Origin of the sequence: Aureliella helgolandensis, from assembly GCF_007752135.1 — a bacterium.
In the GTDB taxonomy this organism is placed as follows: Bacteria; Planctomycetota; Planctomycetia; order Pirellulales; family Pirellulaceae; genus Aureliella; species Aureliella helgolandensis.
In genome coordinates, this window is the sequence record NZ_CP036298.1 from 4,606,768 (window position 1) to 4,625,008 (window position 18,241).

Genomic DNA, 18,241 nt, shown 5'->3' on the forward strand with positions numbered 1-18,241 from the left:
CCTATTAGATTTCGAAGGCGATAACGATGAAAAGAATTTTGTTAGCGTTATGGGTCAGTTGTGTTGTTACCATACCGGGGATTGCGGTCGAGAAACCTCGCGTTATCGTCACCAGCGATGGTGAAATTGACGATCAATGCTCCATGATTCGCTTCTTGCTCTATACGAACGAGTGTGACGTGGAGGGTATCATCTCTTCCAGTTCGCAATACCACGCCCATGGACATCATTGGGCGGGTGACGATTGGATTGCCCCAGATTTGGACGCCTACACCCAAGTCTATCCAAATCTGGTGAAGCATGATCCGGCGTACCCGACGCCAGAGTACTTGCGTGAACGCGTTGTCCTGGGAAATGTCAAGTCCGAAGGGGATATGTCTGAGCCCACAGCGGGCTCGAACCTGATCGTCAAGGTCTTGCTCGACGAGACCGACGACCGACCGGTATGGCTCCAAGCTTGGGGAGGCATGAACACCATCGCTCGCGCTCTCAAAACGATTAAAGAGGAGCATCCACAGCGGATGGCAGAGGTTGCGAAAAAGTGTCGCTTCTTCTTTATCTGGGAACAGGACAATACATATCAAGAATACATTCGCCCAGTCTGGGGGAAGTATGAAATTCCGACCATTATTTCAGATCAGTTCGAGGCAATCGCGTATCGCTGGAAGCAGGCCCAACCGGAGGAACTCCACAAGTACTTCGACGGTGCCTGGATGAAAGAAAATATCCTTGAAAACCACGGTCCGCTGTGCTCCATCTACGCCGCGCACGACAATGGTGACTTTCGATCCGAAGGGGATTCGCCTGCATTCCTGCACACCATCGTCACGGGGCTGCGAAATATGGAGTCGCCAGACTGGGGCGGTTGGGGCGGTCGTTATGTGCGAGTACGTGAGAACACATGGCTCGATCCGGTGCCAGTGGATGGCTACGAATACCCCCAGGGTCGATGGTACGGAAACACCGGCTGGGGGCGAAACAGCCTCCGCAGCAAATCCACTTCGACACCCGAACAACGTCGAGAGTACTTCAAGCCAATGTGGCGGTGGACGGCTGCATTGCAAAATGACTTTGCAGCCCGCGCCGACTGGTGCGTGAAGCCCTATGAGCAAGCCAATCATCCGCCGGTAGTGAAGCTGACGCACGGCCAGGATAGGAAAGTTCGCCCCGGCGAGACAGTCCCCCTGAACGCGGCGGGCACCAACGATCCCGACGGCAATGCCTTGACCTACCGTTGGTGGCAATATGAGGAAGCCGACTCGGCCAAGTCCAAGATCACCATCGCGGGCGAAGACGCTGCCCAAGCCAGCTTTGTGGTACCAGAGGAATCTGGCACACAAGTTCACATCATTCTTGAGGTAACCGACAACGGTTCGCCGGCACTGGTACGCTACCAGCGAATTGTGTGTGACATTGAATAGACCGCAGTCCATCATCCTCACCTAATGGCAACTCCCGCCCGTGGTGTGATGCCTTTTCCACCATGGTTGCGCTGGCGCTTCGCTCTACACGATTGCCTAACGACTGGTAACACGTTCCTGTCCATGCGCAGCCTATCGACTCAGCAGGGTAGGGCAGGGCACCAACTCGGCCCTGCCAATTCGGGGAGACCAATTCCCAAGGACGTCCTCCGGGACGCGGTGGACTACCAGTCCTTCGCAGGTGGCAAAGAAGGTTGCAACCCCAGTGGCGTGCGTGAACAGCCTAAAACCACCCGCTCGCGTGCATTCGACGATCATGTCGATGTCCGTGCTGGACAGGCCGGTTGTCCCTTGCTGCCCAAAGTTGGCGACTGGCCGCTCGGCTCCATCCAGGCTAGTTTCTCCTCCTACGTTGTTTAAGAGGATCCGCCGCTGCCGGTTAACCACTTCACGATGCGCGTCAACGAGCGATAGGACACATTTTGAACTGACTAAAACTAGCCCAACGATCTGAGCCGGCTTCGCCCATGTAGCACTGCAGGCTGACCTGCGGCGCAGGCGTGGCCGAATCGGCTGGCAGTGTGGCGGTTCCAACCGCGTTCCAGTCTTGCTCACCGGGTTCGCGATAGAAGCCTCGGAGTTCGAGCCCCTCTACCTCCAAACGCAGCTGCACTGTATTGGCGGGGTAGGGAACAATAGCGATAGTTCGAGTTCGGTCCCCCTCTTCGCGTCCCATGACAATATTGGTTTCGCCATGTTCCAACTCCAATCCAATCTTCACCATTAAGGAGTCGCTGTAATACCAAACCAAATTGGTTTGCTCCCAACGCTTTTGCGGATGCTGTTCCAATTGCACGCTAATGTCGACAGAGTGCTGCCACGCAGGGGGAATCGGATGAATCAGGACGTTCTTCGCATCGTTGTCCTTGCCCCACATGTTTCCCGGTTCGATCAGAACCTGCAGAGCAGAGTCGGTTAGCTTCCAACCGTCCTTGTTTTCTCGCAACCATCGCCATTGCTTCCGCATTTCCCCTTCCAAGGAATCGACGATCGGATCAACTTGCAGGTGTGATGCTGTGATATCCCGAATACTGTTTTCTTCGAGTTCTCCAGTGACACCCAGTCCCTCTGGTGGCAGATCGGAAACGGTGCAATCGGTCACACTGCAATTCTGACATCCGTCAAGTTGGATCCCATTGCGAGAGCCTGAGATCACGCACTCGCTGATGCGGGTGTCGCGGCAATTCTCCAATGAGATGGCCGCCCTACCAGCCAGTAGGTTGTGGCAAATCAACCCCATCACGCTACAGTTTGAGGAGTTCTTTAAGACAACTTGTCCCGTCCCCTTGGCCTCGCGCGGGTTCATGACGCTATTGGCAATGATGATTCTCTGGCAGTTTTCCACCAACACATCGGTAGGTTCGGTCGTGAAGTAGGTATTCCCAATCACGGTCACATCACTGGCTTGCTGCAAATGCACGTGCGTGTGCGTGTCGCTCATCACATTGCCAGTGATCGTGATCATGTTCGGCTGAAAATCGCCACGTCCAGCGATACGGATGTTTGCTCCGCCGGGTGCCTGCTTTTGAGGATGGTAATGTGCAAAGTGCTGAATCGTATTGCCGGTGATGGCGACCTCCGCCACCGAACCACTTTCGCGACAGTCGATGAAAAGGTTGCCAGATTCGGTCGGCGTTGGATCGCTGGGCATGTTGGCTTCGATATCGCAACCGGTAATGTGCAAGTTGCGAACATTCCCCCCGCGCACGACGATTCCGCCTTGCGTGTTATAGCTGATGTGAGAGTTCCCAACATTGATTTGGTGTAGATCAACTTCGTTGAGATAAAGTCCGATACCCGAATTATGGTACAGATGCACATTTGAGATCACGACATTTCGGTTTCGTTTGCTAAGTATGATTCCGTGCCGCGTTTTTCGTATGTGAACGCGACTGATGATCGATTGCATGGTCTGCACCAACTCAATGCCATCGGCCTCGGGATGATCGCCGATAATGCCTATGCCATCGATGAGTGGCATCCGTTCCAGCCATGTGTGTTCCTTGATCTGATCCGGATCCGCCCGACCAACCAAGCTGCCGGTGATGCGAATCGCTGGACCAGCGGCCTTCATCGTGATAGTCACCGGACCATCCGCTTTCAACGATAGCCCATCGAACTTGGTCAAATCGATGTCGAGCGTGCCGCCAAACTCATACTTACCTGCCGGAATGACCAATTTCCCCTTAGACTTTTCCAACAACTTCCCGAGTCGTAGTTGATCGGTTGCCACTAGAGTGTTTTCACCAGCGCCCGTCGCCGCCGCTGCCTGCTGCGAATAGGCGCGACCGACGAAAGCGGAAAGAACGGCCAGCGTAAACAGGAGGGGGAGCGTTTTCATTTCGGCCGAATTCCGTATTGGTCGTTGATTGATTCAAGGTAACTTCGACGCCACATGGATGGCGTTGAAGTGGATGGGGCGATTCTAGATTCTCTAATGGCACGGATAATTGCACTTGGCCCTAGAGCGGATAACTCTTTCCGAAGTCGATGGAGTCCTGCAGCGGCTTCACACCGGCTTCAATCAATGCCGCGATGTCGCTGCCGGTATGTCTAATTATACATGAGTGCCCCAGCTGGCAAGCGGGCGATTTGCAGGAAGACAGTCGGCCCACATGCGTCGTATTGGAGCAATAGGCAGTACTCTTCGGCTACGAATCAGCCAGCGTTCCCCTGTCATACACCAAGACCTCGCCGCTGGTCATCGCCGCTATCATTCACCCTTCCTGGGCGTCTGTGTCCATCCGCAGCCGCCCGACCATCTGCAAACTGTAGGCAAGCCTATGACTGGACCGCAACGCTGGCAAACGGTTTGCGTCGTGGAAGTTGGGCCTCAAGGCAGATTCCTACACCACCTGAAAAATGCGTCGAGGAAGCAGGCGGTGTTGCTGCGCCAAACATTGGAAACGACAAATTTGGTTCATGACCGCCAGTATCTTGTGGGCGCCAAGATCTAGAGCATCGGCACGCTGTCATTGCTGCGTCGAAGTCGTAGTCACGGAAAAGACCATGATGTCACGGTCACGATCCTTCCCTTGGGCGATCACTTTGCCAGCCTGGTCCGTAGCATAGCTTTGCCCACCGTAGATCATTCCGGTCCACGGCCCCTGACTGATGCAACCGACCAGGTTGGTACCGATGAGCGGAAAGCCGATGGTGGTGGCCGCGGATGCGATGGTGTTCTTCAAACTAACGCCATGCTTGGGCCAGTCCTGCTTGTTGGCGGCCCAACCATACGGCACCAGCAGGAGCTCCGGTTTCTCTTGTTTCATGCGATCGACGACCGCCGCATCAAATGTATCTGCACAAATCAGCATCCCGATTCGTCCAAACTTTGTCTCCACGGTTTTAACATCACTGCCACGCGTGTAGGGGGGCGTTAGGAGATGCTCAAGTGTGTTGATTTTGCGATGCTTCAGCAATAGATTTCCGTCGTCATCAATCAGCAAGGCCGTGTCGTAAAGGCGATCGCCCTCCTTCTCTGCCAGTCCAAGCGTTAGAAAAACCTTGTACTGTTTGGCAAGTGCCGCCAAAACCTCGAAGTCTTTGCCGGGAATCGGTTGTGCTAGTTCATGTGCAGCAGGGTTCACCCAACCGTAGATGGCTGTTTCAGGAAAGCAAACGATCTCAGCTCCCTGTTTCGCAGCATCAGCGATCGCGTTTTCGATGCGGACGAAGTTTCCGTCCCGATCACTGTCGATGCAATGAATTTGCGCGATCGCAATTTTCACTTCGTGCGTTTGGCCCATGCAGTTTTCCTCCGCAGTTAAGCACAACAGAATCGCCGTGCTCAGTCCCAAATAATTCATGATGCTCGGTAGTGTGATCTTCATCGTCAGTGGAGATCCTTTCGGATGGAGATGAGGCGCAATTTGTTGTGCGAATAAACTCGTCTTTCTCTAGCCTGTCCCGGAAACTAGAACTTGAGACACATTGTATCCAACTCGGGTACCCTCGTACGGTACTCACAAAGAGTAGCAGCCGCTCAAATAACATGAGAAATCTTCCTGATGCACGCGATTTGCGATGCATTCGGAGCTACGTGAGACAAGAATACGGAACTGGTAAGCAGGCTTCCCTGCGACCGACCAATGCACTCCGCCCTGTAATGTCATGGATGAAGCTCATCTATACATCGCCTTGAGGCAATTGGACCTGCCGGCGTTCCGCAAGGGGATGTGCCCCGTAGTTTTGGTGCCATCAAGCTAGAATTCCGCATCGCATCGCACTCGCTACACCTCGACAGCTCGCGAGCGTGAGGGATGAAACGCGATGCTTGCAGGCAACGCCACAGCGCACCGCTCCTGGAACAGTTGCACTCCCAATCGCAGCAAGCTATCTCTAGTGCGGCCTGATGCCTCTATCCGTTGCCGTGCTTTAAGGTAGGTACCAGTATCCCAGGAGTTCTTGTTGGCGTTTAGGTTGAGATTGCATCAATCTCGCTGAGGGTGTCCAGCCTTCTGGCATCAAAGCGGCCGCAGTAAATAGGACTGACGACATCGTTTCGTGGACCGTGAACTCGCATTTAGCAGTATTCAACATGGGATGTGCGCCCCAGCGTCTGAATGCAGGAATTGATCGATTCTCCTGCTTCATAAATGAAACACTACTTTCGTTTGCCGCAGGAGAATCCCACACGTTATTGCGAAACTGGTGGAATCGAGGGCCGTCGGTTATGCCGTAAATCGTGATACCCGGGACGGGGTCAATGATGTCATCGTCTTCGCTATGAGCATGTTGAAAATGAACCGGGTAAGTAAACCCGATGCTAGTCGTCCACGACATCCCCATGGGATTCGCGCCGAATACGAAATCTGCGTTATAACGCATAACGTCTGCATACCGTTCGTCGTTGGTCAACTGATGAGCGATAAAGGCGGCTCGGTTGTAGTTTGTTGTGGTCGCCGCCCCCCAGCCATAGCGGTCGAAGGTCATTGGCATCGAATTTCGATAGGGCATCCGTTCTGTGGTTTCAATCAGGTTTTCCCCGACAAATGCCAGACCATTGGTGCCACTGCCTACAGGTGGACCGTGTAGGAATAGGTCTTTCCAGTATTCCACGAATTCTGGCGCAAGTCTCTCCTTCAGATCACTGTTGACGATGTCGTAGTAAATCCAAGCCGACCAGTCCCGATGGCTAAAACGATGACTAAACGGTTTATGGGCGTCCTTACTAAAGGCCTCCAAATCGGCCAGATATTCGGCATCCTTGGTCAGCAGATAAAGACGCAGTTTTGCGTGACAAAGATAGGGATAGCTGAGATGATCTTCCTCGGTCCAACGGATACTAAATGCATCGCCAGTTCCCCGATTGGCCTTGCCATGGACTTCAATATCAATCAACCGATTCTGTGGAGCAGTACCGAATTGGTAGGCGCGTTCAGCGGATTTGCGATAAAGCTGGTACAGAGCATTATCAAAAGGCTTGATGAGTTGCGCATATTGTGCGGCGGCAGCGGCATACACCAGTGAAGTCCAGCGGGTACGCTGCGCGAAGGCGTAGTCCACGTCGGCGTCAATCTCCGGATGTGTCCACGTCTCCACTTTACCACTAATGCCACCACGTTCATCTTGACTATAACGCCAGATGCGCAGCCCCCATTCGGCTTCGTCAAGAATATCGGGAATCCCATTCCCAGATTCTCGAATATGCAACTGCCCATCAGTAAATTTATGCGGGAAGGCTTCGAAGACGCTCAGCATGTCGAAGATGACCACATAGTGGGCGCTGTTTCTATCCCAGTCGGCAGCGTCGTACCAGCCGCCTTCGACATCGGTCGTGGAGCGAGAACGATCAATACTGCCACCGATGATGTCAAACTGATTGGGATCGATACCGTTCACATCTGTAAAGCCACCACCATGCACTGGTCCATTGATTGCTTCAGATTCGTAAATGGGGCTCGTGTGATGGCGTGGCCGACTCCACGCAGTGTATTGCGGCTCGAGTTCAAAGCTTGCGCGTTGATGGTAAATTCCCCGCATGCTGGTATAGAAGACTTCACCATAGACGTCTTGGGCGAGCCGAAACGGCCAGCTGCGACCGATGTTGGGAACAGAAATGAAGTAATTGCCTTCCTGCTCGAGTGCACCGAAATCAATCTCATAGACATCTTCACCTGACAGCAGTGCCCTCTCCTCCGAATCTGTACCATCAGGATTTAAGAAGCGTTGATTCCGATTACGCAATGTTGGACTACCGCGAAGAGCAACTTTTCCGGTGTCCGTGTCAATGACCTCAAATGACGTCGCTTGGGTACAATCCATGGCGCCAAACTCAAACAGGTGACACCCCAGGTATGCATACTTGTGCTTCGCAGATGGCATATACCCAGCTTGGTTGAGTTTGATCGCCCGGGAAACCGTGTGTTGGATATCATAGAGAAAGTTGACCGATTTTTGATTGCCCAGTGAAACGGTATAGTGTCTACCGCTTTGCATGGCATGGGGCAATTCGAGGTATGAGTAGTGGGCGTAGTCCATCTCATGACTACCCTCGACTTCCGGGCCACCCAACGGGACGAGTAATCGGGTAACACGCGTGGGGACGGCGTCTTTGGCGTATGCCGGATCGTCTATGCTCGAGATGGAATAGAAGTCCACGGTATCTAAATTTCGCTCGCCCACATTTTCTCGCGCTTGCGCAATGTAGCTATCTCGAATCGACCAACGCTCACGATAGGCTTTCCAATCAGGCTTGCCCGCCGTCGAGGATGCTTCCCAAGTAGCGACGGCATTCTGCAAAGCATTGTCGGACAGGTTGTTGATCTCGTCGATCACCTCTTGCAGGTCTTTGGTGGCAATCACCACCCACTTATTCGACAGAACCAGAATTTGTTCAACTCCGGAGTAGTCAGGCTGGTGGATCGGGAATTTCCCTTGTAGTTCCGGGAATAGCACGGGTGAATCCGCCGCAGCCATTTTAGCTAACAAGGTTAGAATGAAGATCAATCCGATGCATCGCATTTAGCATTACCTCAGTATCAGCAGGGGGGTAGCGTCTTAGCAGCTACACGTTCGACGTGACGGAACTATCTAGCATTTCGAACGTGGTGGGCGGATCTATTGCTCAGACTCGCGAATCATTGCGTCCAACCATTGGACGGGCTTGGTGCCCTGGGTCAGCCCGACAACCACAACCTGCTTCGTTGCTTCGTCGTTGAGACTAGCACTTGAGACCAACCAGTGGTCCTCGCCGGAATGCATCTCCACGTTCCGACCATTGATCGTAACCCAAACGACATCCGGAGGCACGTTGCGGTCCAATCGAATCCGCAATCTATGCGTTAACTTGCACCTGCCGCTCACAGCGATGGCAACGGTAGCAGCTTCCCCCGGCTGCATCGTAAATGGATTCGATGGGTTCAGGGGTTCAGAGTTTCGATAGGACACGTATGGCAGATTGCCACCATTCGCTCGGGAAACACCTCGTCCTGACGCGTAATAGTCTTTGGGAAGGCCGGGCCAAACAACCAGCCGATTCAACTCAGAAATCAACACGTACTCCCTAGTGCGACTCTCGATCGCGTGGTCTTCAACGGTAGGACCAGACTGCTGCGGCAGTAGGCTGCCTTCTCTTTCAACGCACTCTCACACCCGTGCCATTTGCAGCTCAGCGAAGCAGGAAGCGATGAAACACGTTGGACGGCACGCTATCTGGCGTTTGACTGTATACCTGCTGCGGACGTTCGGTAACTCGACGTCTGCATCACCTCCGAACTTTCCGACGACCACCGTTGTGGGAAGTGGAGCGGCAGACGCTAAACAATCGGTTCGCCGCCCGGTTTGGCGTCAGACGAACTGATGATCGTTCACTTCGTTAATCGTTTGAAATCCAACGATATCTTTGAAATGGACAATAGTGGCAATAGCGGCAAGCACCAGTCCCGATCTATAATCTGGTATGCGCAGCGTGATTTTCCTATGCCATCCAACCCATTGCCAAAAATCGCGATCGAGTAGCACAAAACATCGAAGCTCCAACGACACGACCATCGAGAAAGCCTAGCCTGATGAAGTTTCAATTCGCGATCCACCTAATAATGTTGGCTCTCACCGCTGGTCTGTGCCCTGGAGGGCAAGCGGCGGAGTTAACACCTGACGAAGCCCGCGTCATCGCCAAGGAGGCCTACACCTACGGCTATCCTCTCGTGGACAGCTACCGTATCCAATACGCCTACTTCGTCAATCAACACGACGCATCGTTCAAGGCGCCTTGGAATCACTTGAAGAACATTCCCAACGTTTACACGCCAGCAGACACCGCAATTCAAACCCCGAACTCGGATACGCCCTATTCATGGGCAGGACTCGACCTGCGAGCCGAACCGATTGTGATTTCCGTGCCTGAAATCGAAAAGAACCGCTACTACAGCATCCAATTCATCGACGCCTACACGTTCAATTTTGCTTACGCAGGTAGCCGAACAACCGGCAACGATGCCGGCTCGATTCTTGTTGCAGGGCCGAGTTGGAAGGGAGAGACGCCTGATGGTTTTAAGAAAGTCATCCAGTCCGAGACAGATTTCATTCTTGCGGCCTTTCGCACTCAGCTCTTTAACCCAGCCGACATCGATAATGTCAAGAGGATTCAATCGCAGTACAAAGTGCAACCGCTGTCCCAGTTTCTCGGCAATCCCGCTCCACCAGCTGCGGCCACAGTCCAATGGATTCAGCCGCTCACCACGGAAGAGCAAAAAACCTCTCTGGAATTCTTCAACATCGTCAACTTTGTATTGGGCTATTGCCCAGTCAATCCCGCAGAGGTGGAACTTCGCCAGCGTTTTGCAAAAATTGGCGTCGAGGCAGGCAAGACATTCGACCCCACCACGCTATCTCCCGAAATGAAGGCCGCCATCGAGCAGGGCAGGGCCGACGCTTGGAAGGATTTCGCAGCGGATGCAAAGAAGCTGCAAGAGGGACAAATCACCTCAGGAGATGTCTTCGGCACTCGCAAGTATATGAACGGTAATTACCTGGGGCGTTGGTTGGCCACAATCGGCATCTACGGCAATTCCAAGCAGGAAGCAATCTATCCGGTCTATCAGGTGGATTCGACCGGAAGGAAACTGGAGGGTGTCAACCGCTACACCTTAACCTTCGAACCTGGGCAGTATCCTCCCGTTAAGGCATTTTGGTCGTTGACCATGTATGAGCTGCCAGCAAGCTTGCTCGTTGCCAACCCCATCAACCGCTACCTCATCAACTCGCCGATGTTGCCACAGTTGAAGAAGAACGCCGATGGTGGCGTAACGATTTACGTACAAAATGAATCTCCCGGCAAAGAGTTGGAAACCAATTGGCTGCCTGCTCCTAAGGGCCCCTTCGCCATGTACATGCGGCTCTACTGGCCGACCCAATCGGCCTTGGACGGCTCTTGGAAGGCTCCCAAATTGGAGCATCTGAAGTAACTGCGCAATCCATCAACAACACTCAACATCACTCCACTCCTAGCAGTTGCACATCGAACGGAACCAATATGAACATTTCCATCCAACACCTTACTCGTCTAGCGATCGCGGGTTTCATTGCCGCCATCCCACTCACCGCCTGTGCACAACAGGACGCCCCTACCGGTAAGCCAATTGAAGCCAACCCAACCTCAACTGTCGAAGCACCAATGATCGAGGAAACCGCGGCCATCGCCGAAGAAGCCTTCATCTACGGCTTGCCGCTGGTGATGAATTACGCAGTCATGAACGAATTCTGTGTTGACAAGGATTCGGGACAATACAAGGCGCCATTCAACGAAATGCACAACGAAGCGCGTGTCTTCACGTACAAGGACACTGCGGTGGTCACGGCAAACAGTGACACGCCATACTCGATGCTCTGGCTCGATCTGCGCGCCGAACCCATGGTGATCTCCGTGCCGGCGGTGGACAAGGAACGCTACTATTCGGTGCAACTCGTTGATGGAAACACTTACATCTATGGTTACATTGGTACTCGCGCTACTGGGACCGCCCCTGGAAATTATCTGGCGGTTGGCCCCGATTGGAAGGGCGAAAAACCGGCGGGCATCCAAAAGGTATTCCAATCGAGTACCCCGTTCGCCCTGACAATCTTCCGCACTCAACTCTTCAACCCGGACGACATGCCAAACGTGGTTAAGGTGCAGTCCGGCTACAAGGCCCAGCCGCTGTCCGCCTTTCTCAAGCAACCCGCGCCACCAGCCGCACCGAAGATCGACTTCGTTCCAGCAACGACCAAGGGGATCAAAGAGAGCTTCTACGAATACCTCGACGCAGCGTTGGAGTTCGTGCCAGAGACCGCTGAAAACCGAGCGGTCCGGACCAGGCTTGCGACCATCGGTATCGGGCCTGGTAAGACTTTCCACTTCAAAGACCTCTCGCTCAAACACCAAGCGGAAGTACTGCGTGGCATGAAGGCGGGCTCCGCTAAGGTAGACGCGTTCGTTGCCAACGGGGGTAAGAATCAGAACGGTTGGCAAGTTGGCGGACTGGCTGGCGGAGACAAGGCTACCTTCAATGGCGATTGGCTGAAGCTGGCCGCGACGGCAAAGGCGGGCATCTACGCAAACGCCCCAGCCGAAGCCATGTATCCAGCTACCCGCAAGGATAACAGCGGTGATGCAATTGAGACGAGCCAACACAATTACACGCTCACCTTCCCCGCAGGCAAGTTCCCGCCAGTGAACTCGTTCTGGTCTGTCACGATGTATGACAGCAAGAGTCAACTCTTGATTGAGAACCCGCTCAACCGCTACCTGGTCAACTCGCCCATGCTCGCCAGCATGAAGACCGCCGAGGATGGTTCACTGACCCTGTATATCCAGAAAGACAGCCCTGGCGCTGACAAAGAGAGCAACTGGCTCCCCGCGCCCAACGGTACAGCCTACCTCGTGATGCGGCTCTACTGGCCGAAAAGCGAAGCGCCCTCCATACTCCCACCGGGCAATGGTACCTGGACACCACCGGGAATCGTGAAGGTGAAGTAGTCCTTCGTCAGAGCGTTCGTCTGAGCGCTAGTGATGACGCGACGCCACAAGTAGAGGGGACAGAAACAGCGAATAGGGGGCGGAAGGGCCAACCAACGTTGGAACGCTCCGCACGGCCACTCGCTGCCTCCCCAGCCTCAAACACCCAACGAATGATGAAACTCATGCCCATCTATTTTGAGGGTGGGGCTGTCTGCGATATCTGGTTGCCGCTTCCTAGATCGGTTACAGGACCGAAACTGACAACGGTATTCCCACTCGCCGTTGATTGAAGGGTAATGGGATACTCTGTTTCGTTGAGGATCGTAGAACCATTGCCCTCGATCACAATGGAACGAAGGTTTGTGTCCAGGGGTCCTTCGGCTCGGTGAAAGACAATGTTGTGGTTGTTCCCGAGAATGTCAGCAAGATTATGGCTCCCCATAGCGTGAGGAGATGGAAGAATCGTGAGTTCGACATCCTGCCTTGACTTGGATAATCTAAAATCGCTCAATGGTGCATAGGCAAAATTTCCGATCGATCCGCTAACCTTCCCCCCGCTTGGTAGATTGAAATTGGTATTGCCACAATCAATCGCCTTGGAATCTCTGACGATGGCACGACTTGCCAAATACAACCGTATCCCACCTCGCATTCTTGCGACGGTACAGTTTTCCACCGTCACACTTCCGCCGCCGCTGTAAACTCGGATCCCATCTTCCGAAAGTGGAATCATGCTGTCTTTGGGAATAGGACTTCCACTCCCCACACGCCTACCTCGTCGCTGTTTGGTAGGGATGGTGTAATTCGATCTAGCTGGCAGATCCTTGGGGTCAGTCTCTAGATAAAGGTCTTTGCTCGCGCGTAGAACTCCTTCCACCACACAGTTCTTGATGACCGTCTCGTCGGCTGGGCTTTGCATGTAGATGCCATGGCCAAAGGCCCGTTGCTGAAGATTGCAGCCATCAAGAGTATTGCGTTTGCCTTTGACCAAAATTCCGCACCGCTTGTCCAATCCGTACACGTTGTCGGAACCGATGCCATAGATGCTTCCATATCCGTAGGGGAAGGAACCTCGGATCGTCAGATGCGTGTCGGACACGGTGTTATCATCGCCAGTAATCGTCAGAACTGCGCTCCCCCGCAATCCTCTGGCCAACGTGGAGCGGTTCTGATTGTAATCGCTGAAATCCGCAACCTCCTGTAAGCCGTCTTGGTAGATATCCTCGAACGTGCCGCCCCGGAAAACATTGTGGTCACCTGAAATGGTGATGTAGCTACGACGCGTGGCGCCAACTGGAACCGTGATGTGGACCTCCGACAAATCAATAATATTATTGGATCCCGCACAATGAAACTCCCTGTCCCCCTCGGGAAGATCCGTAAGTGTGTAGCGTCCCGCTTTCAAGACAATTGTTTGGTCGCTTGCTCGCACAGCCGCGCGCAATTCTGACAAGCTTGACACCTCGACCGGGGTTTGAGCTCGAAGCGTCTGACAAAACGCGGCTCCCAGAAGCGCTGCACTCACCGACCATAACCCGATGAAAGTAAACTGAGAACGCATTGGATGTCTTTGCTGTGGATCAGGGCATTGATGATAATTCATCGTGAAACCTACGGTAACGATTAGCTAGGGTTGGTTGATACGAACGGTGAGGAGCAACTGCCAGGCGTCGCACGGCAGCCGAATAGTTGAGGATTGACGCGAGTCGCAGCAGGCTTGCAGACAACCGGCAGGTAAGCGTTCATGATGAGCTGGCCTTGCAAAGATAAGTCGCATTTCATCCTTGGACGAGCCATCACCAAAGAGGCCTTCGAAAGTGAATCTAGCACCGCGTTGCTCTCACGTTGCAGGTAGCTGCCAGCATGGTCCCTGAAGCGGGTCAATGTGTCGGATTGGTTGGGGCTGCCCCCCCGGGGATTGGGCAATCGTGGTAGCTGAACGTCCGCTTCCCAGTCGCCTGACGTTTTACGTTGAGCGTTGCGATGGCCAAAGTAACTCTCGCCTGCAAGTTGAGCTAAATGCCGGGCACCATTCCGTTTTTCCCAATGTGTACGCCGATGCACTAATCTCAGTTCTCGTGCGGCTTGATTTCCTCGTTCCACTCACCAAGCAACGCAGGGCGTTCAAGTTGAATTTTTCGACTGATGGGAAGTCGCCCTATTCCTTAAGCAGATTGCCATTCTCGTTGAGCCTCGCCAAAAAAACACTCCTTCTCAGTTACAAGTTTAGCTCATGTACCAGAGCACGGCTGGATGTATTTCTAGTGGGACGCATCGCAACCTATGATCGATGCAACGCAACAAGAGGCGTTTACCCTTGGCTTCACTTGCCTTCGATTGCATTTGCTCCTCGCGTACTGGATGCTCCACCTTCAGGCTCTTTCTCTGTGGCGACTCTTGCTCCACTCGCACGACAATCCTTCGCTGCTCCAGTTTACCTACGCGTGGTGCAATTGCCATTCAGCTGAGGGCTAAATCAGGTTGCATCCTCCAATCCCTTCTCGACCATCTCCTCCGCATCCTCCCGTTCGGATGGACTTGCGGTGGGGTTGGCCGCCGGCTGATGGACGAAACTGATTGTGGCCGTAATTGCGAAATGATCCGATCCCGCTGGATGAAATCGTCCCATCTCTGCAATTCGGCCATTTGATGATACGAACACCTGGTCGATCGGGAAACGAATCCACGGATATTCGGCATGATACGTATTGTAGAACCCCCGTCCCACACGTGGATCTTTTAAACCGCTGATGCGCTGAAACAACCGCGTTGTACGGCTCCAAGCGACATCGTTGAAATCGCCCGACACAATCCAAGACGCATCGGGATCCTTGGCCACGATATCAGCGACCAACATCAACTCTGCATCGCGAACATTGCTGTCATGCCGGCCCCCGTCCTCGTCATCCGGCAAACCTGGTGGCAAGGGGTGCAGCCCAACATAGTTGATTGCATGTTCGTCAACGGAAATTTGAGTGAAGATCGAGGGTCGAGATTCAGAAACCAAGTAGCGAACTTCAGCGTTTTCCAACGGAAGCTGACTCCACAACATCAGGCCGACGCCATCTTCGTGCTCAACTCCCTGCCGATGTGGATATTGGTCTTCCAGCGTTGAAAGTGCTTCGGCCCAAGCAGCGTTGAATTCAATCAGCAGCAGTAGATCGACCTCCAGGTCTTGCAACTGCTGCACCACGCTCTGTTTGGCTTGGTTTTCTACCTTGAGATTCACGACTGCCAGACGAATCGGTCTGGCATCCGCAGGAGCATCACTCACCTCAAGGGGCCATAGAGGCGTGTATCGAACGAAATGTGAAATTTGCCACCCAGCAATGAGCACTGCCAGCAAGACGCCGGCACCAAGTTCATAGCTCCAGTCGGTCTGCCATGCGACGATGAGAAACGCAAGCAGTAAACCGATGGCCAAAACCGAAATCTGCAGTCGAAAAAAGTCGCAGAGTCTTACCGGCCAACTACCAACGCGCCATAGCGGCAGGACTGTCATCACGACTAGCACAAGGAGCAGGCAACGACCTGCTATGCTTCCAATCAACTCCATACCGCTGGTCTCCAGTTTGAATCTCGCGCGACCAGCCGAAATAGCCATTGGAGCGTCGAGGGTAGGTGAGAATCAAGACAATTATGCCCGATTCAGTCCACTCACAGAACCGCACCTACGGTGCCCAATCGAGCCTATCACCTCCAATTCCTCAATTCGGCATTGAAATGCCTTCGACTTCGACACCGTCCAGCTAAGAACGCTATGGTTCTACTCCGAGTAGGAGATGCAAGCGCTAAGGGTGCACTTCGGGAAATGCACTACAATGACCTCCGCAACCGTGAAACTATCCGTGCGGAATGTGCTGGCCACTCCCCACTTGCTAACTGGGTAGAGTCAGCAACACCGGTGGCATTGAGCACTTCCAACTTCTGCCATACATCCCCTAAGTCTTCCACCAAAGTTTGTGACGTTTGCTCCAAGCAAATTGTGAATTGGGCTGCGGCAACATCGGTCGGATCGCACCGATCGCCCCTGAACGCCTTCAGCGAAGACCACATACTGCAGGCAGATCGGCTGAGCGGAAACCGCCTTGGCCATGAGCTTCCCCTGCGTCCGTGTTGGCGACTTGGTCAGCTCAAACGTCGGCCGACTTCGAAACGGCCGACTTCGAAACAAAATGGTTTTCTAGGAGCCATCCAGCCCCGTGCCCCCGAGTGATCCTTTAACATAGCGTGTCATACCTAGCGGACATCACGAATCGAGGAAGCTGGTCGTCGCAAGTGCGGAAGAACCGCGCCTGCATCCCTGTGGATCGCGTTGGAGTCCTCGCCTGACGTGTTGTGCGATGTCGGTTTCAGATCCCACGTCCGTCTGAGCTGTTCTGGGAAACCCAAGCGTGTATGCAGGGAAAAGTCAATTGCAAGCGAGACATCTAACATCTGCCTTTGCCTGTGTATTGGCTGGCTGGCTAGTCATGGATATCAGGCAAGCGAATGCCGCCGATGAGAGTGAATTTCGCCCAATTCGACTTCAAAGCCGCATCACAGATGTGCAGCCAATGACTGGAATCGTGATGTGGCAGGATTCTCGCAATAGTCGCTCCGATTCAATTCAGCTCGAATACTCCTACATGCGATACAGTGATGTGGTCCAAGAAAAAGGGGTGTATGACTGGACTGCTATCGAACGTGTGCTTGAATCGGTGGCAGCTAGAAAACATCAAGCGATCCTCCGGTTTTGGGACACTTATCCTGGAAAGCCAACAGGCGTACCGGACTATCTTAAAAACCTACCCGACTACCAGGAAGTCAATGCCCCCAGCGAAAATCGAGACACGGGATTCCCCGATTGGTCGCATCCCGAACTGCAGCGTTTTATCCTCGAGTTCTACCAAAATTTCGCGGCGCGATATGACCAGGACCCACGTCTGGCGTTTTTAGAAACAGGCTTCGGCCTATGGGCAGAATATCACATCTATTCTGGTCCGGAGGAATTGGGAAAGACCTTCCCTAGCAAAGAGTTTCAGGCCACTTTCCTCCAACATCTTGACGTCGTGCTTGTCCAGACTCCTTGGATGATCTCCCAGGATGCCCACTCCAGGCAACGTGCGCCATTCGCTTCTCAACGGAAACTGATTGATCTTCATTTCGGAGTCTTCGACGATTCCTTCCATCTCGCTTGGGAGCCAGGCTACAACTTAGAAGGATGGACATTCTTTGTACTGAAGCGCTATCGCAAATCTCCGGCTGGCGGCGAAATCCTTTTTCCAAACCAGAAACAGGAGAAGTACGTGGCTGAAAACTGGGCGACCGAAGCTCGGAACTTTGGCATTACCTTTATTATTGGTGAGCAGTGGCCCCAGTGGACAACCGACGAACGTATCCAACAACACGGCCTAGCCTGCGGGTACAAATTTAAGATCCTTGCGTTTGATTCCCGCCCCCACGAGTCGCGCATCACGATCACCAATACCGGGGTCGCCCCTATCTATTACGATGCATTTGTTGCAGTCAATGGCGTGCGTGCGGACGAATCCTTGAAGTTCCTGCAGCCAGGCGAAACCCGACAGCTGGCTGTCCCAAGCGGAGGTCAGGCTCCGCAACTCACGATAGAATGCGACCGGCTTGTTGCCGGACAACGGATTTCCTTTGATGCACTCCTGGAAGGCGAATAGAGGCAGTCGAGTGGTTCGAACATCCCCCTCATTGAGACAAGTCGCCCTTCGCCCGCCTCAAAACCGGCGGTTTACACTCAGCTTTACGCGTGAGGCAATGGACGTTTGTTGTTGCTACAGATCTGTTTGTCGCTGCCGTGCAAGGG

General features: G+C 53.5%; 11 protein-coding genes. 5 read left to right on the plus strand and 6 right to left on the minus strand.

Annotated features, from left to right (window positions below; genetic code table 11):
• The first annotated feature begins 26 nt into the window (after positions 1-26).
• Complete coding sequence (locus Q31a_RS16255; protein WP_145080015.1) at positions 27-1,421, plus strand: DUF1593 domain-containing protein; 1,395 nt, start codon at positions 27-29, stop codon at positions 1,419-1,421.
• A gap of 24 nt (positions 1,422-1,445) precedes the next feature.
• The gene (locus Q31a_RS16260) at positions 1,446-1,841 is read left to right on the plus strand and encodes a hypothetical protein (RefSeq protein ID WP_145080016.1); all 396 of its coding nucleotides are present in this window, start codon (positions 1,446-1,448) and stop codon (positions 1,839-1,841) included.
• A gap of 40 nt (positions 1,842-1,881) precedes the next feature.
• On the opposite strand, the gene Q31a_RS16265 is transcribed toward Q31a_RS16260, so the two are convergent.
• From Q31a_RS16265 to Q31a_RS16280, 4 genes are all read right to left on the minus strand, one after another.
• Positions 1,882-3,822, minus strand: a complete 1,941-nt coding sequence (locus tag Q31a_RS16265) for a right-handed parallel beta-helix repeat-containing protein (RefSeq protein WP_145080019.1) — start codon at positions 3,820-3,822, stop codon at positions 1,882-1,884.
• Positions 3,823-4,453: 631 nt separating this feature from the next.
• Positions 4,454-5,314 carry a carbon-nitrogen hydrolase family protein gene (locus Q31a_RS16270; RefSeq protein WP_231690791.1) on the minus strand — a complete coding sequence of 287 codons (861 nt, stop codon included), beginning with the start codon at positions 5,312-5,314 and terminating at the stop codon, positions 4,454-4,456.
• A gap of 544 nt (positions 5,315-5,858) precedes the next feature.
• Positions 5,859-8,447, minus strand: a complete 2,589-nt coding sequence (locus Q31a_RS16275) for a glycoside hydrolase family 9 protein (protein WP_145080022.1) — start codon at positions 8,445-8,447, stop codon at positions 5,859-5,861.
• Between the two features lie 96 nt (positions 8,448-8,543).
• Positions 8,544-8,735 carry a hypothetical protein gene (locus Q31a_RS16280; RefSeq protein ID WP_145080024.1) on the minus strand — a complete coding sequence of 64 codons (192 nt, stop codon included), beginning with the start codon at positions 8,733-8,735 and terminating at the stop codon, positions 8,544-8,546.
• Positions 8,736-9,493: 758 nt separating this feature from the next.
• Here Q31a_RS16280 and Q31a_RS16285 point away from each other — a divergent pair.
• Complete coding sequence (locus Q31a_RS16285; RefSeq protein WP_145080027.1) at positions 9,494-10,891, plus strand: DUF1254 domain-containing protein; 1,398 nt, start codon at positions 9,494-9,496, stop codon at positions 10,889-10,891.
• 68 nt (positions 10,892-10,959) lie between these two features.
• The gene (locus Q31a_RS16290) at positions 10,960-12,441 is read left to right on the plus strand and encodes a DUF1254 domain-containing protein (RefSeq protein ID WP_145080030.1); all 1,482 of its coding nucleotides are present in this window, start codon (positions 10,960-10,962) and stop codon (positions 12,439-12,441) included.
• A gap of 172 nt (positions 12,442-12,613) precedes the next feature.
• Here Q31a_RS16290 and Q31a_RS16295 read toward each other — a convergent pair whose 3' ends face one another.
• Both Q31a_RS16295 and Q31a_RS16300 read right to left on the minus strand, forming a co-directional pair.
• The gene (locus Q31a_RS16295) at positions 12,614-13,984 is read right to left on the minus strand and encodes a right-handed parallel beta-helix repeat-containing protein (protein WP_197355324.1); all 1,371 of its coding nucleotides are present in this window, start codon (positions 13,982-13,984) and stop codon (positions 12,614-12,616) included.
• Between the two features lie 915 nt (positions 13,985-14,899).
• Complete coding sequence (locus Q31a_RS16300) at positions 14,900-16,027, minus strand: endonuclease/exonuclease/phosphatase family protein (protein ID WP_145080036.1); 1,128 nt, start codon at positions 16,025-16,027, stop codon at positions 14,900-14,902.
• A gap of 811 nt (positions 16,028-16,838) precedes the next feature.
• Here Q31a_RS16300 and Q31a_RS16305 point away from each other — a divergent pair.
• Positions 16,839-18,095, plus strand: coding sequence for a DUF4832 domain-containing protein (locus Q31a_RS16305; protein ID WP_197355325.1), 1,257 nt, complete (start codon positions 16,839-16,841; stop codon positions 18,093-18,095).
• Positions 18,096-18,241: the final 146 nt, after the last annotated feature.

Coding starts and splice junctions, on each gene's coding strand:
- Q31a_RS16255 (WP_145080015.1), top strand. CDS start 27: ATGAAAAGAATTTTGTTAGCGTTATGGGTCAGTTGTGTTGTTACCATA.
- Q31a_RS16260 (WP_145080016.1), top strand. CDS start 1,446: ATGGCAACTCCCGCCCGTGGTGTGATGCCTTTTCCACCATGGTTGCGC.
- Q31a_RS16265 (WP_145080019.1), bottom strand. CDS start 3,822: ATGAAAACGCTCCCCCTCCTGTTTACGCTGGCCGTTCTTTCCGCTTTC.
- Q31a_RS16270 (WP_231690791.1), bottom strand. CDS start 5,314: ATGAAGATCACACTACCGAGCATCATGAATTATTTGGGACTGAGCACG.
- Q31a_RS16275 (WP_145080022.1), bottom strand. CDS start 8,447: ATGCGATGCATCGGATTGATCTTCATTCTAACCTTGTTAGCTAAAATG.
- Q31a_RS16285 (WP_145080027.1), top strand. CDS start 9,494: ATGAAGTTTCAATTCGCGATCCACCTAATAATGTTGGCTCTCACCGCT.
- Q31a_RS16290 (WP_145080030.1), top strand. CDS start 10,960: ATGAACATTTCCATCCAACACCTTACTCGTCTAGCGATCGCGGGTTTC.
- Q31a_RS16295 (WP_197355324.1), bottom strand. CDS start 13,984: ATGCGTTCTCAGTTTACTTTCATCGGGTTATGGTCGGTGAGTGCAGCG.
- Q31a_RS16300 (WP_145080036.1), bottom strand. CDS start 16,027: ATGGCTATTTCGGCTGGTCGCGCGAGATTCAAACTGGAGACCAGCGGT.